The organism is Streptomyces sp. Edi2, from assembly GCF_040253635.1.
Taxonomy (GTDB): domain Bacteria; phylum Actinomycetota; class Actinomycetes; order Streptomycetales; family Streptomycetaceae; genus Streptomyces.
Window position 1 is genome coordinate 4,093,147 of the sequence record NZ_JBEJGX010000003.1, and the last position, 19,354, is coordinate 4,112,500.

Below are 19,354 nucleotides of genomic sequence, written 5' to 3' on the forward strand. Positions count from 1 at the left end.
CGCCTGCCCTCGCGCAAAGGGCGCCCCCAAAGGGGCGCCCTTCAAGCCGTTCCTGCTGCTACCGCTCAGCTACGAGCCCGCCGACGCGACCCGGGCCGCCGCTCGCTCGGCCGGGTGACCGGGTCCCCGGCCTCGACCGCGGTATCGCGCCGCGCCGCGCCGAAGTCCGCCAGCGCCTCGGCCAGCTTGTGGACCGACGGCTCGGGCGACATGACGTCCACCCGCAGGCCGTGCTCCTCGGCGGTCTTGGCGGTGGCCGGGCCGATACAGGCAATGACCGTCACGTTGTGCGGCTTGCCCGCGATGCCGACCAGGTTCCGCACGGTGCTCGACGACGTGAACAGCACGGCGTCGAACCCGCCGCCCTTGATCGCTTCCCGCGTCTCGGCCGGCGGCGGCGAGGCGCGCACCGTCCGGTAGGCGGTGACGTCGTCGACCTCCCAGCCCAGCTCGATCAGACCGGCGACCAGGGTCTCGGTGGCGATGTCGGCGCGCGGCAGGAAGACCCGGTCGATCGGGTCGAAGACCGCGTCGTAGGGCGGCCAGTCCTCCAGCAGACCGGCGGCCGACTGCTCACCGCTGGGCACCAGGTCGGGCTTCACGCCGAAGGCGACCAGCGCCTTGGCGGTCTGTTCGCCGACCGCGGCGACCTTGATCCCGGCGAAGGCCCGGGCGTCCAGGCCGTACTCCTCGAACTTCTCCCGGACGGCCTTGACGGCGTTGACCGAGGTGAAGGCGATCCACTCGTAGCGCCCTGTGACCAGGCCCTTGACCGCGCGCTCCATCTGCTGCGGGGTGCGCGGCGGCTCGACGGCGATGGTCGGGACCTCGTGCGGCACCGCGCCGTACGAGACGAGCTGATCGGAGAGCGAAGCGGCCTGCTCCTTGGTCCGCGGCACGAGTACCCGCCAGCCGAAGAGCGGCTTGGACTCGAACCACGAGAGGCGGTCGCGCCGATCCGCGGCGCTGCGCTCCCCGACCACGGCTATGACCGGCTGGCCGCCGTCCGCCGAGGGCAGCACCTTGGCGGCCTTGAGCACCTGGGCGACCGACCCGAGGGTGGCGGTCCAGGTGCGCTGGCGGGTGGTGGTGCCGGCGACGGTGACGGTCATCGGGGTGTCCGGCTTGCGGCCCCCCGACACCAGCTCACCGGCGGCCGCGGCCACCGAGTCGAGGGTGGTGGAGACGACGGCGGTGGCGTCACTGGCACCGACCTCGGACCAGCAGCGCGCATCGGCGCTGCGGGCGTCGACGAAGCGCACGTCGGTGCCCTCGGCGTCGCGCAGCGGGACACCGGCGTACGCGGGCACGCCGACGGCCGCGGCGATACCGGGCACCACCTCGAAGACGATGCCCTCGGCGGCGCACGCCAGCATCTCCTCGGCGACATCACCGTCGAGACCGGGGTCCCCGGTGACGGCACGTACGACCCGCTTGCCCGCACGGGCGGCCGTCATGACAAGATTGGCGGTGTCCCGAAGGGGAGAAACGCCAGTGGGGGTGACGGGGTTTGACGCCTCGTCAGCTGTTGCCTGCAGTGGTGTGTCCACCTGTGCGCGGGCATGCACGCGCACGACGTCCAGCACCTGCGGGTCGGCAATCAGTACGTCCGCGGAGGCCAGCGCCTCCACGGCACGCAGCGTCAGCAGACCCGGGTCTCCCGGCCCGGCACCCAGGAAGGTGACCTGACCGGCGGCGGAGTGGTTTGGGGCGGTGGGGTTCAAAGTGCTCGCTCCCCCATAAGACCGGCCGCACCCTTTGCGAGCATCTCGGCGGCGAGTTCACGACCCATGTTCAGCGGGGTCGACACGTCGTCGGGAGAGGCGGGTACGTGCCCGGTGGTGGACAGTTGCACCAGCGTGCTGCCGTCGGTCGTGCCGACGACACCACGCAGATGCAATTCGTTGACAGCCTGCTCGTCAGCCTTGGGGCCTCCCCTGCTCGAGCGGACTCGAGAGCTCGGGGAAAGGTCGGCCAGCGCTCCGACGGGTGCGGAACAGCCGGCCTCCAGGGCGGCGAGCAGGGAACGCTCGGCGGTCACGGCGACCCGGGTGTCCGGGTCGTCGAGCTCGACGAGCTCGGCGATGAGGTCCACGTTGACCGCAGCGCACTCAATCGCCAGTGCCCCCTGGCCGGGGGCGGGCAAAACCATGTCGGGCGACAGCAGCTGCGTCGCCTCGTCGATCCGGCCGATCCGGGTGAGTCCGGCGGCGGCCAGTACGACCGCGTCCAGTTCCCCCTTCTCGACGAAGCCGATGCGGGTGTCGATGTTCCCGCGTATCGGCACGGTCTCCACACGCCGGCCCAGCGACCTGGCCCAGGCGTTGAGCTGCGCCATCCGCCTGGGGGAGCCGGTGCCGATACGGGCCACCCGGTCCTCGTCGGCGGTCAGCTGCTCGAAGGTGAGCCCGTCCCTGGCGATCAGCGCGTCCCTGGGGTCTTCCCGTACGGGTATCGCGGCCAGCGTCAGGGTCTCGGGCTGCGTGGTGGGCAGATCCTTGAGGGAGTGGACGGCGAAGTCGATCTCCCCGGCGAGCAGCGCGTCACGCAGCGCCGAGACGAAGACGCCGGTGCCGCCGATCTGCGCGAGGTGTTCCCGGGAGGTGTCGCCGTAGGTGGTGATCTCCACCAGCTCGACGGGCCGGCCTGTCAGCCGGCGGACCGCCTCGGCGATCTGCCCGGACTGGGCCATGGCGAGCTTGCTGCGCCGCGTGCCCAGCCGCAGTGCTCTCGTGGTGCTGTCGGTCATGCCCGCTCCCGTGCATCGTGCCTGTCGGCGCGCGTGTCGGCCCGGCTGACGGCGGCGACCGTCTGGGGGTCGAGGTCGAAGAGTTCCCGCAGGGCGTCCGCGTACCCGGCGCCGCCGGGCTCGCTGGCCAGCTGCTTGACCCGGACGGTGGGCGCGTGCAGGAGTTTGTCGACGACGCGGCGCACGGTCTGGGTGATCTCGGCGCGCTGCTTGTCGTCCAGGTCGGGAAGGCGGCCGTCGAGCCGGGCGATCTCGCCGGCGACGACATCCGCCGCCATGGTGCGCAGGGCGACCACGGTGGGGGTGATGTGCGCGGCCCGCTGGGCGGCGCCGAACGCGGCCACCTCGTCGGAGACGATGCCGCGCACCTTGTCCACGTCGGCCGCCATCGGCGCGTCCGCGGACGCGTCGGCCAGCGATTCGATGTCGACGAGGTGCGCGCCCTCGATCCGGTGGACCGCGGCATCTATGTCCCGCGGCATCGCGAGGTCGAGCAGCGCCAGCGGCGCCGTGTTGCCCTGGCGCGCGGCCGCGACCATCTCGCCGGCCAGGACCAGACCGGTCGCGCCGGTACAGGAGACCACGATGTCGGCGAGCGCCAGCTCCTGGGGAACGGAGGTCATGGCGGCCGCACGGGCCCGCAGCCCGTTCGCGGCGCCCGGCCCGCCCGGTTCGGTGAGGATCTGCACGAGCCGTTCGGCGCGCTCGACGGTGCGGTTGGCGACGGCCAGTTCGCCGACACCGGCCCGTACGAGGGTGGTGGCGGCCAGCGACGACATCGAGCCGGCGCCGATGACCAGCGCCCGCTTGCCGCGCGCCCAGGTCTCGACGTCCCGGCCGCCCGCGAGCTGCTCCAGCCCGAAGGTGACCAGCGACTGTCCGGCCTTGTCGATGCCGGTCTCGCTGTGGGCGCGCTTGCCGACCCGCAGCGCCTGCTGGAACAGGTCGTTCAGCAGCCGGCCCGCGGTGTGCAGTTCCTGGGCGACGGCCAGCGCGTCCTTGATCTGCCCGAGGATCTGGCCCTCGCCGACGACCATCGAGTCCAGGCCGCAGGCCACCGAGAACAGGTGGTGGACGGCACGGTCCTCGTAGTGGACGTAGAGATAAGGGGTGAGCTCTTCCAGGCCGGCGCCGCTGTGGCGGGCCAGGAGGGTGGAGAGCTCGGCGACACCGGCGTGGAACTTGTCCACGTCGGCGTAGAGCTCGATGCGGTTGCAGGTGGACAGCACCGCGGACTCGGTGACCGGTTCGGCCGACACCGCGTCCTGCAGCAGCTTGCCGCGCGCCTCGGGGGCGAGCGCGGCCCGCTCCAGCACGCTCACCGGCGCGCTGCGGTGGCTCAGTCCGACGACCAGGAGAGTCATGCCGGCATCACGGCGGGCATGTCCCCGTCAGGTCCCTTGCGGTCGCCGGCCACGGCTGCGGCGGCACGGGCGGCCGTGGCCGGGGTGCCGCTCTCGGGTCCGGCCTCCTCGCCTGCCTTGCGCTGCTCGTGGAAGGCGAGAATCTGCAGCTCTATCGACAGGTCGACCTTGCGCACGTCCACCCCGTCGGGGACGGTCAGCACGGTCGGCGCGAAGTTGAGGATCGAGGTGACGCCGGCGGCGACCAACCGGTCACAGACCTGCTGGGCGGCCCCGGCCGGCGTGGCGATGACACCGATCGAGACGCCGTTGCTCTCGATGATGTGCTCCAGCTCGTCCGTGTGCTGGACACCGATGCCAGCGACGGGCTTGCCGGCCATGGCCGGATCGGCGTCGATCAGCGCGGCGACCCGGAAGCCACGGGAGGCGAAGCCGCCGTAGTTGGCGAGCGCGGCGCCGAGGTTACCGATACCGACGATCACAACCGGCCAATCCTGCGTCAGCCCCAGCTCGCGCGAGATCTGGTAGACGAGGTACTCCACGTCGTAGCCGACACCGCGGGTCCCGTAGGAGCCGAGGTAGGAGAAGTCCTTGCGCAGCTTGGCGGAGTTGACCCCGGCCGCGGCGGCAAGTTCCTCGGAGGAGACCGTGGGGACCGAGCGCTCGGACAGCGCGGTCAGTGCACGCAGATACAGCGGAAGCCGGGCGACGGTGGCCTCGGGAATGCCTCGGCTGCGGGTCGCCGGTCGGTGATTTCGGCCAGTTGCCACGGTGCTCCTGCGGGTAGAGCGGGGCTGCGGGCGACCGCATGGAACCCGACCGCCCTGTCTTCTGCAGGCTATGTCTTTGTGAACGCGTGCACAAAGATGGTGTCCGGTTTGTCCGCCCAAAGTGATGGGGGTCACGCGCCTATTACAAGCCGCCGCGGAACCAACTCCCACGTCACACCGTTCACTCGCGCCACCCGTGAAACACGGCAGCACCCACGGGAGCACGCGCCCTCACTCCTCACCGCTATACCCCCGGAAACCTACAAATCGCCCATCGATGGTAATCGACCCGGACGCCCGAGGGCGCGCCCCGCTCTCCGGGCTCCGGCGGGCCGGGTCCGACCCGGCCCATACGGCACGCCCGGCCGGCGGCAGGGAACCGGCCCCGGCGGCAGGGCACCGATGCCAGCCCCGGCAGCTGAGCCCCGGCCCTGGCGGCAGGGCTCCGGTCTTGGCGGCAGGGCTCCGGCCCCGCCCCGGCCACTACGGCCCGCCTGCCCGGCAGGGCCCCGGCCCCGGCCGCTACGGGCACGCACGCAGACAGGCAGGCACTCCCGCCCGCGCACCGCGACCCGGCACAATGACTCCATGGCCCCCTTGTTCAGCTCGTTCAGCCGCAGCCCCCGCAAGAACCCCGCCGACCGGATGGTCACCCTCGTCGGCAAGCCGGGCTGCCACCTCTGCGACGACGCCCAGGCCGTGATCGAGAAGGTGTGCGCCGAGACCGGCGCGTCCTGGGAGAAGAAGGACATCACCGAGGACGCCGAACTGCACCGCAAGTACTGGGAGCAGATTCCGGTCATCCTCGTCGACGGCGCCCAGCACGACTTCTGGCGAGTCGACCCGAAACGCCTGCGCACCGCCCTGGGCGCCTGACCCCACCCCACCGACCCACAGCGGGGCCCGTCCAGCCACGCCGCCGCCAACCCACCCCGGGCCCCACCGCGCCACGCCGCCGCCCCATTCGGAACGCCCCCGCCGCTCCGCCGCCCCACCTGGAGCCCGCCGCCACGCTGCCGCGCCGCTCGGAGCCCCACGTCGCGTTGAGCCCCCTCGAAGCGCCCCCGCCTTGCTGCCGCCCCTCCGGTAGCGCCCCGGCCACCTTGCGGCCCCCTTGGAACGCCCCCTTTCCCACGCCGCCGCCCCCTCGGAAGGCCTACGCCACGTTCGGCCCCCGCCGCGTTGCGCCCCCTCGAAACTCCGCCCGCCGCATTGCAGCCCCTGGGATACCCCCCCCCCGCCACGCTGCCGCCCCCTCGGAACACCGCCGTCCCCCTCGGAACACCGCCCGTCGCGTTACAGCCCCCGGAATACCCACTCCCCCCGCCACGTTCTGGCCCGCAGGGGGCCTCCCCTCCCCCTACGGGAAGTGTTCGCCCGCCCCCTAAGGCCCCCGCAGACATGGCCGTAATGCACACTTCCCTCACTCCAGGCCCTCATGACACGCGCCCGTAACCGGAAGCACCGAACACACTGGCTACGCTAGGCGCCATGTCGCCCGCTCGCCGATCCGGCTGGATGCCCTCCGGGGCGCTCTTCGACCTGGGCTGGATCCCTCGCCGCAGACGACCCGCCACGGCCCGCAGCGTGCTGGCCGGCGAGGCCGCCGCCGAGGCTGCCCGCAAGTCCTCCCAGGAAGCGCCGCCCGCCGAGGAGGCCGAGACCCCGGCGGAGCCCGACTTCCCGGTCGTCGGGGACACGGCCGCCGCCGCCTTCTTCGACCTGGACAACACCGTCATGCAGGGCGCCGCGCTGTTCCACTTCGGCCGCGGCCTGTACAAGCGGCACTTCTTCCACAAGCGCGACCTGGCCCGCTTCGCCTGGCAGCAGATCTACTTCCGGCTGGCCGGCTCGGAGAACCCCGAGCACATGGCGGACGTCCGCAACAGCGCACTGTCCATCGTCCAGGGCCACCGCGTCGCCGAGCTGATGTCCATCGGCGAGGAGATCTACGACGAGTACATGGCCGAGCGGGTCTGGCCGGGCACCCGCGCGCTCGCCCAGGCCCACCTCGACGCAGGCCAGAAGGTGTGGCTGGTGACCGCGGCCCCGGTCGAGACCGCCACGATCATCGCCCGCCGGCTCGGCCTGACCGGCGCGCTGGGCACCGTCGCCGAGTCCGTCGGCGGGGTTTACACGGGCAAACTGGTCGGCGAGCCGCTGCACGGCCCGGCCAAGGCCGAGGCGGTCCGCGCCCTGGCCTCCGCGGAGGGCCTGGACCTCTCGCACTGCGCGGCCTACAGCGACTCCGCAAACGACATCCCGATGCTCTCGCTCGTCGGGCACCCCTATGCGATCAATCCTGACAGCCGGCTGCGCAAGCACGCCCGGGAGCAGGGGTGGCGGCTGCGCGACTACCGGACCGGGCGCAAAGCCGCCAAGATCGGCATCCCCGCGGCGGCCGGCGTGGGCGCCCTGGCGGGCGGTGCCGCGGCCGCCGTCGCACTGCAGCGCCGACGCCGCTGACCAGGCCTGATCGCCTTACGGGACGGCGGACCATCCTGGCTTCCTACCCCCTCCGCCGTCCCCTCAGTCCCTTTGCTGCCGGTTAACCACAACACGCCCTCCAACCAGGCAGATTGCGTTTCCTTCCGATCAAAAGTTGCTCAGTAATCGATACTTGATCTGCCACCAATCCGGCACGGACCGTAACTAATCGATGATTTGAGCAACTGGGTGTAGCGCTGCCTGTACGAAGCGTTATTCTCCTCAGACGCAATCCGGAACCCACACGTCCCTACGACGAGTGAACGGTCCCGCACTGCACGTGATGGAAGCTCTGCCTCTGGGAGTCCCGTGTACCCACACGTCGGGGTTGACGCCTCGGGCCTGGCTACGCTGCGTACGACACTCGTCGACCACCTGCGCAGTTTTGTCCCCACCGCGTACGCCGTCCCCGCATTCGCCTCAGCCGTCCCCGCCGCCGGACCCTGCTACGCCCTGGCCGACGGGAGTGCTGCGGTCGGCAAGGCCGCCGGCAGAACCCGCCGCTCCGGCACCGGCACGACCACCGCCCGCCGCCCCGCCGACAGCGACAGCCGTCGCATGATGGACCTCGTCGAACGAGCCCAGGCGGGCGAGGCCGACGCCTTCGGCCGCCTCTACGACCAGTACGCCGACACCGTCTACCGGTACATCTACTACCGCGTGGGCGGCCGCGCCACGGCCGAGGACCTCACCAGCGAGACCTTTCTGCGCGCCCTGCGCCGCATCGGCACCTTCACCTGGCAGGGCCGCGACTTCGGCGCCTGGCTCGTGACCATCGCCCGCAACCTCGTCGCCGACCACTTCAAGTCCTCCCGCTTCCGCCTGGAAGTCACCACCGGAGAGATGCTCGACGCCAACGAGGTCGAGCGCAGCCCCGAGGACTCGGTCCTCGAATCCCTCTCCAACGCCGCCCTGCTGGAGGCGGTACGCAAGCTCAACCCCCAACAGCAGGAGTGCGTCACGCTGCGCTTCCTGCAGGGCCTCTCGGTCGCCGAGACCGCCCGCGTCATGGGCAAGAACGAGGGCGCGATCAAGACCCTCCAGTACCGCGCCGTACGCACCCTGGCGCGGCTGCTCCCCGAAGACGCCCGCTGACCCGACCCCCTGTCCCCGGATGTCGCCGACCGGTCCTGTGCCGTATCTGCTCACTCTTGGTGACCTTCCCTACCCGGTCGGTCAGATCATCGTGAGTGCGTAACCCGAGTGCCGCGCCGCTCGTTGTGCGGGATGCAGGCTCCATGCGGTCATGCCTTGCCCGCTGCCTCTCACTCGATCGAGTGGCGCGGACAACGGCTTGCAACCGTCCGGTCCGTCTGGACAGTCAAAGCCAGTCCGGGGAGTCGAGCGGGATGACGAGAGGAGGTGCCGCCCGTGATCGCGAATGTCTCGGTGCACCGGCGGGCCAACGCCTTCGCCCAGACCCTTGAGGAGCAGGTCCTCGAGGGCACGGCGACCGAGGACCAGGTCGAAGATCCGGCCCAGGCGCCGGGCGAAGCACGGCTGTTGGCGGTCGCCGACGGCCTCGGGAAACTCCCGAGGCCGGAGATGGCAGCCGAGGTCAAGACTGTCCAGCGCGCCCAGCTCATCGCCGCGATGGAGGCCGCCTTCGCCGAAGGCGCTCCGTCCGACGGTGCCAGGGTGCCCGAGCAGCGCGAACACAGAGGCGCGCACCGCGCCACTAAATCCATCGGCAAGCTGCGTCCGCGCTCCCGCCTCACCAAGGGGCTGGCGGCCGGCGGGCTGACGGTCGGCGTCGCCGCCGGGGCGTTCACCGGCGTGGCCGCGGCCAGCTCCGACGCCCTGCCCGGCGACTCCCTCTACGGCCTCAAGCGCGGCATGGAGGACCTGAAGCTCGGCATGGCCGACGACGACTCCGACCGCGGCCGGCTCTACCTCGACCAGGCCGCCATCCGCATGATGGAGGCGCGCCGCCTGATGGAGCGCGCCCGGGTCGCCGACCTTGACCACGAAGCGCTCGGCGAGGTCCGCAAGGCGCTCGCCGGCGTCACCCACGATGCGGGTGAGGGCCACCGCCTGCTGCACCAGGCGTACGAACGCGACGGCTCGCTCGACCCCATCCAGGCGCTGAACTCCTTCACCAAGTCCCACCGCCGCACCTGGTCGCAATTGCGCGACAAGCTCCCGGTGCAGCTCATGGACGTCCGTGACAAGGTCAGTTCGGTCTTCGACGCCATGGACAAGGAGGTCGGTCCGCTCCGCCCGCTGCTGCCGCCCACCCCGGAAAGCCGTAGCCACCACCGCAACACGCCCGCCTCCGCGGGCACCGGCTCCCGGTCCGACGGGCACCCCGCCCCGTCCGGCAGCAGGTCCGCCCCCGGCACCCACACCGGTGGCTCGCACGCCCCCCACCCGTCGTCCTCTCCGTCCCAGGAGGACGGCCTGCTCGGCGGCAACACGGGCGGCCTGCTCGACCCGCCGTCCAAGAGCGGCGGCGCTTCCCCGCAGGACCGCGGCCGCCACCACCGCGGCCGGGACACCGGCGGCCAGCCCGATGTCACCCTCCCACCGCTGATCCCGGGGCTGCTTCCCGGCCTGGGCATCGACGGTGAGGATCTGCCGAAGTAGCGAAGCAGCGAAGCAGTCCCTCCGGCGCTCGGTGTTCTTCTGGTCCTTCCCTCAGAAGAACACCGAGCGTCGCTGTACCAGCAGCTTGTAGAGGGTGTGCTGAATCGTTTCCCGCACCTGGTCCGTCAGGTTGAACATCAGCATCGGATCGTCCGCCGCCTCCGGCGGGTAGCCGGCCGTCGGGATCGGCTCGCCGAACTGGATCGTCCACTTCGTCGGCAGCGGCACCGCCCCCAGCGGCCCCAGCCACGGGAAGGTCGGCGTGAGCGGGAAGTACGGCAGCCCCAGCACCCGCGCCAGCGTCTTGGCGTTCCCGATCATCGGGTAGATCTCCTCGGCGCCCACGATCGAGCACGGCACGATCGGCGCCCCGGCCTTCAGCGCCGTCGAAACGAAGCCTCCGCGCCCGAACCGCTGCAGCTTGTAGCGGTCCGCGAAGGGCTTGCCGATGCCCTTGAAGCCCTCGGGCATCACCCCGACGATCTCGCCGCGCTCCAGCAGCCGCTGGGCGTCCTCCGCACAGGCCAGGGTGTGCCCGGCCTTGCGCGCCAGCTCGTTTATCACCGGCAGGACGAACACCAAATCGGCCGCCAGCAGCCGCAGATGACGCTGCGCCGGGTGGTTGTCGTGCACCCCGACCTGCAGCATCAGACCGTCCAGCGGCAGCGTCCCGGAATGATTGGCGACGATCAGCGCCCCGCCGTCGGAGGGGATGTTCTCGACACCCTTCACCTCGACCCGGAAGTACTTCTCGTAGAAGGGCCGCAGCAGCGACATCAGGACCTGGTCGGTCAGCTCCTCGTCGTACCCGAAGTCGTCGACCTCGTAGTCACCCGTGATCCGCCGGCGCAGGAAGGCCAGCCCGCCCGCGATCCGCTCGTCCAGGGACCGGCCGGGGTCCGTCCGCGGCGCCGCCGCCGGAGGGTGCTCGGTCCGGGCTTCGGGTACCGGCGCCAGCGCCGTACCGCGTCCCGTGCGCCCGGCCCTCCTGGCCTTCCTGCGCGCCCGGGGCTCCTCGCCGAAGGGGATGACCTTGGCGTCCGCCATCGTGGATGGACTCCTCACTGGGTCGGGCCGCCGCGGGCCGGCAGCGCCTCGGCGAGCCGGTCGACGGTGCGGGCGAGGGACTCGGGCGGCAGCAGCCCGGGTCCACGGCTGCGGGCGAATTCCGCGAAGGTCTCCGCCGTCGTGTACTTCGGATGGAACCCCAGTGTCTCGCGCATCTGCGTCGTTTCCACGACCCTGCCGTGCGTGAGCAGCCGGATCTGTTCCGGCGAGAAGTCCGAGATGCCGATGGACCGCAGCGCCGTACCGGCCCAGGTCACGGTCGGCAGCAGCAGGGGCACGGTGGGCCGCCCCAGCCGCCGGGAGGTCTGCGACAGCAGCAGGACTCCGTCCCCGGCGATATTGAAGGTGCCGCTGTTGAGCGTCCCGCGGCGCGGCGCGGCGGCGGCGATCCGCAGCACCTCGATGGCGTCGCCCTCGTGGACGAACTGCAGCCGCGGGTCGTAGCCGAGGACGGTGGGCCACACCGGCAGCGAGAAGTACTCGGCGAGCGGGGAATCCGCACACGGCCCGAGGATGTTGGCGAAGCGCAGCACGCACACCGCCACATCGGGCCGGCGCCGGGCGAAGCCGCGGACATACCCCTCGACCTCGACGACGTCCTTGGCGAAGCCGCCACTGGGCAGCGACTTCGGCGTGGTGGTCTCGGTGAAAACGGCGGGGTCGCGGGGCGCGGAGCCATAGACGCTGGTGCTGGACTTGATGACCAGACGCTGCACATTCGGGGCCTTCTGGCAGGCGCCGAGCAGCTGCATCGTCCCGATGACGTTGGTTTCCTTCACCGAGGTGCGGCCGCCGCGCTTGCTCAACGGCGTGCCGTTGATATCCATATGGACGACCGTGTCGACGCCCGTCTCGGCCAGGACCCTGGCAATGGCCGGATGCCGGATATCGGCCTTGAGGAATTCGGCGCCGCCCAGATGGTGATCCGGTGCCACGGCGTCGACCCCGATCACCCGGTCGACGTCGGGATCGCGCTGGATACGGCGGACGAACCGGCCGCCCAGCTGCCGTGCGACTCCCGTGACGAGCACGACCTTGCCCAAGATCAGCCCTTCCTTCCCGCCGCGACCGCCGTGGCCCGAGCTGTGCAGGCCACGCTATCGGGTAGGTGTTGCGCCGTGATGTCCGCGGGATGCCCGTGGCCACATTTCCGTCCGACCACCGTCCATACGGCCCACAACGCACCGCAGCCCCCGATCGCACAAGGCGATGGGGGGCTGCGAATTCGCGATCAGCGTCGCTTACTTCTTGTTACGACGCTGAACACGGGTGCGCTTGAGCAGCTTGCGGTGCTTCTTCTTCGCCATCCGCTTGCGCCGCTTCTTGATAACAGAGCCCACGACTACCCTCGCTCACTTCGAATCACTCGGTGCGGGGCGTCCGAGCCCACACTACCTACATCGGGCCAGCCTACCCGGCGACGGGCGTACGGCGTAATCCGAGGGTCGGCGAGGTCTCGTCAGGCCGATTCCACCCCCACAAAGGACTCCCGGAGATAGTCGTGAACCGCTTGCTCCGGAACCCGGAAAGACCTCCCCACCCGAATCGCGGGCAGATGACCACTGTGCACCAAGCGGTACACGGTCATCTTCGATACCCGCATCACCGTGGCGACTTCCGCCACTGTCAGGAACACGACCTCGTTCAGAGGCCTCTGGTCTGCAGCCATGCCACACCTGCACCTTCCGCATAAGACGGTCACCGGCTTCCCCTCCGGTGACTCTTCGTCGCTATGCGCTCACTCCCCAGATTAGGGGCGGGTGATGCGAGTGGGGAAGAGGAGCAGCGAACAGCCCCCTATCGGGACAGATATGCACGATTAAGCACATAGCGCGCCAGGGGCTGGTAGTGCGCACCCGGCACGCCATCGTCGAGCGGCACCGCCACCGACACCCGCCCCTCGGCCTCGCCGACGAACAGCGCCGGATCATCCGCATCCGCCGGCCCGATCGCCTCGATGCCCAGCTGACCTGCCCCGCAGACCCATCCGTGGTCCCCGATCACCAGGGCCGGCAGCGGCCCGGCGACACCCCCCGCGGCCGCCAGAGCGGTCCGCACCGGGAGCGGTGAATGGGTGTGTACGCCCCCCGCCCCGGGCGCGCCCCGCACGCCGGTTTCTCGCATCACCGCGACTCCCCGTACGTAGTCGAGTGTGCAGGTACGTACGCCGAACCGGGTCGCTATGTCGACACGGGCGCCATACGCCGGGGTGAGGACGGGGCAGCCCGCCGACGAGAGAGCGTCTGCGAGGGCGGCGTAGAACCCCACCAGCCGGTGCGGATGGCCGGTGCCGATCAGCACCGGCGCCCGGCGGCCGGCCGCCTCTCCCAGCCGTTCGGCGAACCGGTCCAGCGCCGCGAGGGTGCGGTCGGGATCGATCTCATCCAGGCCGGAAACGTGTGCGAGATCGACCGAAACTCCGCACTTCTGCCCCATCAGTCGCAGTACTTCACCGACCGGCCAGTCCCCTTCGGGATCCAGCCCCATCAGCGCCCGGGGATCGCGCGCCGCGAAGAGCCGGTAGCGCGCCAGACTCTTCTCCCGCCTGGTCGCGATCGTCCCCGCGAGCCGCGCCTCGATCAGGTGCGCCCGCAGCGCCCCGGTGCCCAACACGCGTCCCATACTGTCCGGTTGGTCGGCCCACGGCTGCCCTGACCGACGGGTAGTCACACCTTTGGGGGCACGGTGCGGCTGAGCGGCAGGGGGCTGTGCGACGGTGGAGGCTGTGCGGCAGAGGAGGCAGCGGGGCCCGCCCCCACCGGGACCTACGGAAGCAGCCCGTGCGCCGGGAACACCGCCCGGCGGGTGGCCAGCACCGCCTGGTCCAGCCGGTCGGCCGGGTCATAGCCGTCGTCGATGAAGTCCCGCCACTGCGGCGTACGGCCGTCCGTCATCCGCAGCGGCGCCAACTGCCGCGTCCTGCGGAACACTTCGTGCCGCCACGCCTCCGGGACCATGGAGGTCGGCTCGATCGGCCGGTCCGCCGCGATCGCGGCCAGATGCGTCCAGCTGCGCGGCACCACGTCCACCACCGCGTAGCCGCCTCCGCCGAGTGCGACCCAGCGGCCGTCCGCGTACCGGTGCACCAGGTCGTGACAGGCCTCCGCCACCGCGCGCTGAGCATCCAGGCTCACCGCAAGGTGCGCCAGCGGATCCTCGAAGTGGGTGTCGGCCCCGTGCTGTGTCACGATCACCTGCGGCCGGAAGGCCCCCAGCAGCTCCGGCACCACCGCGTGAAAGGCCCGCAGCCACCCCTCGTCCCCGGTCCCGGCCGGCAGCGCCACATTCACCGCGCTGCCCTCCGCGCCCTCGCCGCCGGTCTCCTCCGGCCAGCCGGTCTGCGGGAAGAGCGTCCGCGGATGTTCATGCAGCGAGATCGTCAGGACCCGCGGGTCCTCCCAGAAGGCCACCTGCACCCCGTCACCGTGGTGCACATCCACATCGACGTACGCGACCCGCTCGGCGCCCAGCTCCAGCAGCCGGGCGACCGCCAGCGCCGCGTCGTTGTAGATACAGAATCCGGCCGCCCCGCCCGGCATCGCATGGTGCAGCCCGCCGGCGAAGTTCACCGCATGCGCCGCATCGCCGCGCCAGACCGCCTCCGCCGCGCCCACCGACTGGCCGGCGATCAGCGCGGACGCCTCGTGCATCCCCGCGAACGCCGGATCGTCCGCCGTCCCCAGCCCGTACGAGAGATCCGCGGCAGCGGGATCCACCGAGGCTCTGCGGACCGCTGCGATGTAGTCCTCGCGATGCACCAGCCGCAGGGTGGAGTCCCCGGCAGGCTTGGCCGCGACCACCTCCAGCGGCCCGCGGTCCAGCTCGTACGCCTCCACCAAACGCATGGTCAGCGCGAGCCGGACCGGATCCATCGGATGCCCGGACCCGAAGTCGTAGCCCGTTACTGCCTCATCCCACATCAGCTGTGCGCGGCCGCTCATATCCGTCACCGTATCGGGCCTTCGGCACCCCGAACGATCGGGCATACACCAACGTCACCAGCACCAGGGCCATCGGTACGAGCATCGCCCCCCGATAGCTCCAGGAATCACCGAGCGCCCCGACCAACGGAGAGCCGATCAGAAAACCCACATAGTTGAAAATGTTCAGCCGCGCGACGGCCAGGTCCGAGGCCCCCGGGCCGTGCTGCTCGCCGGCGTACCGCCCCGCCGCCGCGAACGTCTGGGGCACGATCACACACAGCCCGAACCCCAGCAGGGTGAACCCCGCCATGCCGGCCCAGGCCCCCGGAGCCGCCGCCACCACCGCGAAACCGCCCGCCGCGACCACCGTCCCGGTCCGCACCACCGCGACCGCCCCGAACCGCCGCACACCCAGATCCCCGACCGCCCGCCCGAGCAGCGTGGTGACCATATAGACGTTGTACGGGACGGTGGCCAGCTGCTCCGAGCTCCCCAGTACGTCCTGCAGATACTTGGCGCTCCAATTGGAGACGGTCGAGTCCCCGATATACGCACACGCCATCACCAGACACAGCGGCAACAACACCCGCATCGCAACGGGCGCAACGGCCGCCCCCGGCCCCTCCCCGCCCTCCGCCGGATCCCGGCGGTCCCGGTCCACGAACCAGCGGCCCACGAGCAGCGCCAGCGGCACCAGCACAGCCACCACCGGCCCGTACAGCAGCGCAAGCGACAGCTTCCAGTGCGCACCCGCCCAGGCCAGCGAGGCGCCCACGATGCCGCCCAGGCTGTACGCCGCATGGAACCCGAGCATGATGCTCCGCCCGTACGCCCGCTGCAGGCTCACCCCGAGCATGTTCATCGAGGCGTCCAGCGCCCCCACCGACAACCCGAAGACCGCCAGCGCCACGGCGGCCTGCGCCATCGACCCGACCGACCCGACCGCCAGCAGCGCCAGACACACCACGGGCTGCACGCACCGCAGGACCCGGCCGGCCCGCACCCGCTTCACCACCTGCTCGGCAACGAAGCTGCCGACGCCCGCGAGCACCGGCACGGCCGCAAGGAAGGCCGGCAGCAGGCCGTCCGAAATCCCGTAGCGCTCCTGGATCGCGGGGATGCGGGTCACGAGGAGAGCGAAGACCGCCCCCTGGACGAAGAAGCTGAGGGCGAGCGAGACCCGGCCGTGCCGTAACTGCGCTCCTGGTATCCGAGGGGCCGTCATGGCCGCTCAGCCTAGGACTCCCCACTACCACTGGGTAGATGGATCTCCCCACCAATTCCGGCGAGGCACCCGACCGGCAGGGCCCTCCCCTGCCCTACTGCAACAGCGCCGGCAACTCCGCCATGTGGGCGAACAGCGTGGTGGCCCCGGCCTCCGTCAGCTTCGCCGCCGGCGTCATCGCCGTGAAGCCGTACACGTCCATCCCCGCGGCGATCGCGGCCCGCACCCCCAGCGGACTGTCCTCGACCACTGCACACCGCTCCGGTGCCACCCCCATCTCCCGCGCCGCATGCAGAAAGAGATCCGGCGTCGGCTTCCCCCGCCCCACATCCTCCGAGGAGAAAATCCTCCCGGCACCGACGGCACCACCGGCACCGCTGGCCTGCCCCTCGGCAAAGCGCTCGAACAGCCCCGTCTCCCTCAACGCGACCCGGATACGCTCATGGCTCCCCGACGACCCGACGCAGTACGGCACCCCGTCGGCGGCCAGCTTGTCCAGCACCTCGACCACGCCCACCACGGGCTCCAACCGGCTGCGGAATTCCTCGAAGACCCGCGCATCAAAGGCCTCGTCGAACCCGGCCGGCAGCCGTCTTCCCGACCGGTCCAGCACCGTCTCGTGAATGCGGTGCTTCGCGCCGCCCATGAAGTCACGCACTGACTCTTCATAGGTCGTCGGATGGCCCAGCTCGCTGAGGTACGCGGCCAGGATCCGGTTGGCGATCGGTTCACTGTCCACCAGCACGCCATCGTTATCGAAAATGACCAGGTCATAGCGCATGCCCCTGAGCGTACCGAGCGGCCCCGGAACGCAGAAAAGCCCCGCACCATAAGGTGCGGGGCTTTCCCACAATGATTGTTCGGCGGCGTCCTACTCTCCCACAGGGTCCCCCCTGCAGTACCATCGGCGCTGAAAGGCTTAGCTTCCGGGTTCGGAATGTAACCGGGCGTTTCCCTAACGCAATGACCACCGAAACACTATGAAGTTAACCAACCCGGCAAAAACACAGGTCGTTACTTCAGAACCTACACAGTGGACGCGAGCAACTGAGGACAAGCCCTCGGCCTATTAGTACCAGTCAACTCCACCCGTTACCAGGCTTCCATATCTGGCCTATCAACCCAGTCGTCTACTGGGAGCCTTAACCCCTCAAAGGGGGTGGGAGTACTCATCTCGAAGCAGGCTTCCCGCTTAGATGCTTTCAGCGGTTATCCTTTCCGAACGTAGCCAACCAGCCATGCCCTTGGCAGGACAACTGGCACACCAGAGGTTCGTCCGTCCCGGTCCTCTCGTACTAGGGACAGCCCTTCTCAATACTCCTACGCGCACAGCGGATAGGGACCGAACTGTCTCACGACGTTCTAAACCCAGCTCGCGTACCGCTTTAATGGGCGAACAGCCCAACCCTTGGGACCGACTCCAGCCCCAGGATGCGACGAGCCGACATCGAGGTGCCAAACCATCCCGTCGATATGGACTCTTGGGGAAGATCAGCCTGTTATCCCCGGGGTACCTTTTATCCGTTGAGCGACGGCGCTTCCACAAGCCACCGCCGGATCACTAGTCCCTACTTTCGTACCTGCTCGACCCGTCAGTCTCACAGTCAAGCTCCCTTGTGCACTTACACTCAACACCTGATTGCCAACCAGGCTGAGGGAACCTTTGGGCGCCTCCGTTACTCTTTAGGAGGCAACCGCCCCAGTTAAACTACCCACCAGACACTGTCCCTGATCCGGATCACGGACCCAGGTTAGACATCCAGCACGACCAGAGTGGTATTTCAACAATGACTCCACAACCACTGGCGTGGCTGCTTCAAAGTCTCCCACCTATCCTACACAAGCCGAACCGAACACCAATATCAAGCTATAGTAAAGGTCCCGGGGTCTTTCCGTCCTGCTGCGCGAAACGAGCATCTTTACTCGTAATGCAATTTCACCGGGCCTATGGTTGAGACAGTCGAGAAGTCGTTACGCCATTCGTGCAGGTCGGAACTTACCCGACAAGGAATTTCGCTACCTTAGGATGGTTATAGTTACCACCGCCGTTTACTGGCGCTTAAGTTCTCAGCTTCGCCACACCGAAATGTGACTAACCGGTCCCCTTAACGTTCCAGCACCGGGCAGGCGTCAGTCCGTATACATCGCCTTACGGCTTCGCACGGACCTGTGTTTTTAGTAAACAGTCGCTTCTCGCTGGTCTCTGCGGCCACCACCAGCTCAGAGTGCAAGACTCATCACCAGCAATGGCCCCCCTTCTCCCGAAGTTACGGGGGCATTTTGCCGAGTTCCTTAACCATAGTTCACCCGAACGCCTCGGTATTCTCTACCTGACCACCTGAGTCGGTTTAGGGTACGGGCCGCCATGAAACTCGCTAGAGGCTTTTCTCGACAGCATAGGATCATCCACTTCACCACAATCGGCTCGGCATCAGGTCTCAGCCTTAACGTGTGACGGATTTACCTACCACACGGCCTACACCCTTACCCCGGGACAACCACCGCCCGGGCTGGACTACCTTCCTGCGTCACCCCATCGCTTACCTACTACCACCTTGGATCGGCGGCTCCACCACGTCCCTTTGTCCGAAGACTCCAGGCCGGCTTCACGGCCTTAGCATTAATGGATTCGATACTGGGCGTTTCAAAGCGGGTACCGGAATATCAACCGGTTGTCCATCGACTACGCCTGTCGGCCTCGCCTTAGGTCCCGACTTACCCTGGGCAGATCAGCTTGACCCAGGAACCCTTAGTCAATCGGCGCACACGTTTCCCACGTGTGTATCGCTACTCATGCCTGCATTCTCACTCGTGAACCGTCCACAACTCGTTTCCACGGCTGCTTCACCCGGCACACGACGCTCCCCTACCCATCACAACGGACGTTGGTCCTCATGCTGCAATGACACGACTTCGGCGGTGTGCTTGAGCCCCGCTACATTGTCGGCGCGGAATCACTTGACCAGTGAGCTATTACGCACTCTTTCAAGGGTGGCTGCTTCTAAGCCAACCTCCTGGTTGTCTCTGCGACTCCACATCCTTTCCCACTTAGCACACGCTTAGGGGCCTTAGTCGATGCTCTGGGCTGTTTCCCTCTCGACCATGGAGCTTATCCCCCACAGTCTCACTGCCGCGCTCTCACTTACCGGCATTCGGAGTTTGGCTAAGGTCAGTAACCCGGT

16 protein-coding genes and 2 rRNA genes (1 of these 18 cut by a window edge) are annotated in these 19,354 nt (G+C 69.2%); 4 read left to right on the plus strand and 14 right to left on the minus strand.

From position 1 onward, the window contains the following. Nucleotides 1–65: 65 nt before the first annotated feature. From ABR737_RS21375 to ABR737_RS21390, 4 genes are read right to left on the minus strand one after another with little or no spacing between them, the layout of a single operon-like run. Nucleotides 66–1,724: a bifunctional uroporphyrinogen-III C-methyltransferase/uroporphyrinogen-III synthase gene (locus ABR737_RS21375; protein WP_350251738.1), complete on the minus strand. Its 1,659-nt coding sequence runs from the start codon at nt 1,722–1,724 to the stop codon at nt 66–68. After that, nucleotides 1,721–2,749, minus strand: coding sequence for a hydroxymethylbilane synthase (gene hemC, locus ABR737_RS21380; RefSeq protein WP_350251739.1), 1,029 nt, complete (start codon nt 2,747–2,749; stop codon nt 1,721–1,723). Before hemC ends, ABR737_RS21375 begins: the two co-directional genes overlap by 4 nt. Next, nucleotides 2,746–4,113, minus strand: coding sequence for a glutamyl-tRNA reductase (locus ABR737_RS21385; RefSeq protein WP_350251740.1), 1,368 nt, complete (start codon nt 4,111–4,113; stop codon nt 2,746–2,748). The genes hemC and ABR737_RS21385 overlap by 4 nt, the downstream gene beginning before the upstream one ends. Then, complete coding sequence (locus ABR737_RS21390) at nt 4,110–4,883, minus strand: redox-sensing transcriptional repressor Rex (RefSeq protein WP_350251741.1); 774 nt, start codon at nt 4,881–4,883, stop codon at nt 4,110–4,112. Before ABR737_RS21390 ends, ABR737_RS21385 begins: the two co-directional genes overlap by 4 nt. 588 nt (nt 4,884–5,471) lie before the next feature. Between ABR737_RS21390 and ABR737_RS21395 the strand changes: the two genes are divergently transcribed. The 4 genes from ABR737_RS21395 (at nt 5,472) to ABR737_RS21410 (ending at nt 9,956) form a co-directional block, all read left to right on the plus strand. Further along, nucleotides 5,472–5,759, plus strand: coding sequence for a glutaredoxin family protein (locus ABR737_RS21395; protein ID WP_350251742.1), 288 nt, complete (start codon nt 5,472–5,474; stop codon nt 5,757–5,759). Nucleotides 5,760–6,401: 642 nt separating this feature from the next. Then, the gene (locus ABR737_RS21400; protein ID WP_350256875.1) at nt 6,402–7,349 is read left to right on the plus strand and encodes an HAD family hydrolase; all 948 of its coding nucleotides are present in this window, start codon (nt 6,402–6,404) and stop codon (nt 7,347–7,349) included. Between the two features lie 330 nt (nt 7,350–7,679). Beyond that, nucleotides 7,680–8,465: an ECF subfamily RNA polymerase sigma factor, BldN family gene (locus tag ABR737_RS21405; RefSeq protein WP_088798525.1), complete on the plus strand. Its 786-nt coding sequence runs from the start codon at nt 7,680–7,682 to the stop codon at nt 8,463–8,465. Between the two features lie 276 nt (nt 8,466–8,741). Continuing rightward, nucleotides 8,742–9,956 carry a DUF5667 domain-containing protein gene (locus ABR737_RS21410; protein WP_350251743.1) on the plus strand — a complete coding sequence of 405 codons (1,215 nt, stop codon included), beginning with the start codon at nt 8,742–8,744 and terminating at the stop codon, nt 9,954–9,956. Between the two features lie 51 nt (nt 9,957–10,007). Here the strand turns inward: ABR737_RS21410 and ABR737_RS21415 are convergent, their stop codons facing one another. From ABR737_RS21415 to ABR737_RS21460, 10 genes are all read right to left on the minus strand, one after another. Further along, the gene (locus ABR737_RS21415) at nt 10,008–11,003 is read right to left on the minus strand and encodes a lysophospholipid acyltransferase family protein (RefSeq protein ID WP_350251744.1); all 996 of its coding nucleotides are present in this window, start codon (nt 11,001–11,003) and stop codon (nt 10,008–10,010) included. A gap of 14 nt (nt 11,004–11,017) precedes the next feature. Then, the gene (locus ABR737_RS21420) at nt 11,018–12,067 is read right to left on the minus strand and encodes an NAD-dependent epimerase/dehydratase family protein (RefSeq protein ID WP_350251745.1); all 1,050 of its coding nucleotides are present in this window, start codon (nt 12,065–12,067) and stop codon (nt 11,018–11,020) included. A gap of 198 nt (nt 12,068–12,265) precedes the next feature. Continuing rightward, nucleotides 12,266–12,364: a 30S ribosomal protein bS22 gene (locus ABR737_RS21425; RefSeq protein WP_003948845.1), complete on the minus strand. Its 99-nt coding sequence runs from the start codon at nt 12,362–12,364 to the stop codon at nt 12,266–12,268. A 119-nt stretch (nt 12,365–12,483) separates the two neighbouring features. Further along, complete coding sequence (locus ABR737_RS21430; protein WP_006604741.1) at nt 12,484–12,693, minus strand: helix-turn-helix domain-containing protein; 210 nt, start codon at nt 12,691–12,693, stop codon at nt 12,484–12,486. Between the two features lie 128 nt (nt 12,694–12,821). Next, complete coding sequence (locus ABR737_RS21435) at nt 12,822–13,637, minus strand: phosphatase (RefSeq protein ID WP_350251746.1); 816 nt, start codon at nt 13,635–13,637, stop codon at nt 12,822–12,824. A gap of 152 nt (nt 13,638–13,789) precedes the next feature. Then, nucleotides 13,790–14,965 (minus strand): acetoin utilization protein AcuC, encoded by a 1,176-nt coding sequence (locus tag ABR737_RS21440; RefSeq protein WP_350251747.1) that lies wholly within the window; start codon nt 14,963–14,965, stop codon nt 13,790–13,792. After that, the gene (locus tag ABR737_RS21445; protein WP_350251748.1) at nt 14,934–16,172 is read right to left on the minus strand and encodes an MFS transporter; all 1,239 of its coding nucleotides are present in this window, start codon (nt 16,170–16,172) and stop codon (nt 14,934–14,936) included. The genes ABR737_RS21440 and ABR737_RS21445 overlap by 32 nt, the downstream gene beginning before the upstream one ends. Before the next feature lie 94 nt (nt 16,173–16,266). Then, the gene (locus ABR737_RS21450) at nt 16,267–16,953 is read right to left on the minus strand and encodes an HAD family hydrolase (protein WP_350251749.1); all 687 of its coding nucleotides are present in this window, start codon (nt 16,951–16,953) and stop codon (nt 16,267–16,269) included. Nucleotides 16,954–17,030: 77 nt separating this feature from the next. Beyond that, a 5S ribosomal RNA gene (rrf, locus tag ABR737_RS21455) occupies nt 17,031–17,147 on the minus strand. Nucleotides 17,148–17,221: 74 nt separating this feature from the next. Beyond that, nucleotides 17,222–19,354: ribosomal RNA gene (locus tag ABR737_RS21460) — 23S ribosomal RNA — on the minus strand; it runs 990 nt beyond the window's last position.

What these genes read in the sequence shown, in the direction of transcription:
- hemC (WP_350251739.1), bottom strand. Translation starts at nt 2,749, where the DNA reads ATGACCGACAGCACCACGAGAGCACTGCGGCTGGGCACGCGGCGCAGC.
- ABR737_RS21385 (WP_350251740.1), bottom strand. Translation starts at nt 4,113, where the DNA reads ATGACTCTCCTGGTCGTCGGACTGAGCCACCGCAGCGCGCCGGTGAGC.
- ABR737_RS21395 (WP_350251742.1), top strand. Translation starts at nt 5,472, where the DNA reads ATGGCCCCCTTGTTCAGCTCGTTCAGCCGCAGCCCCCGCAAGAACCCC.
- ABR737_RS21400 (WP_350256875.1), top strand. Translation starts at nt 6,402, where the DNA reads ATGCCCTCCGGGGCGCTCTTCGACCTGGGCTGGATCCCTCGCCGCAGA.
- ABR737_RS21415 (WP_350251744.1), bottom strand. Translation starts at nt 11,003, where the DNA reads ATGGCGGACGCCAAGGTCATCCCCTTCGGCGAGGAGCCCCGGGCGCGC.
- ABR737_RS21430 (WP_006604741.1), bottom strand. Translation starts at nt 12,693, where the DNA reads ATGGCTGCAGACCAGAGGCCTCTGAACGAGGTCGTGTTCCTGACAGTG.
- ABR737_RS21440 (WP_350251747.1), bottom strand. Translation starts at nt 14,965, where the DNA reads ATGAGCGGCCGCGCACAGCTGATGTGGGATGAGGCAGTAACGGGCTAC.
- ABR737_RS21445 (WP_350251748.1), bottom strand. Translation starts at nt 16,172, where the DNA reads ATGACGGCCCCTCGGATACCAGGAGCGCAGTTACGGCACGGCCGGGTC.
- ABR737_RS21450 (WP_350251749.1), bottom strand. Translation starts at nt 16,953, where the DNA reads ATGCGCTATGACCTGGTCATTTTCGATAACGATGGCGTGCTGGTGGAC.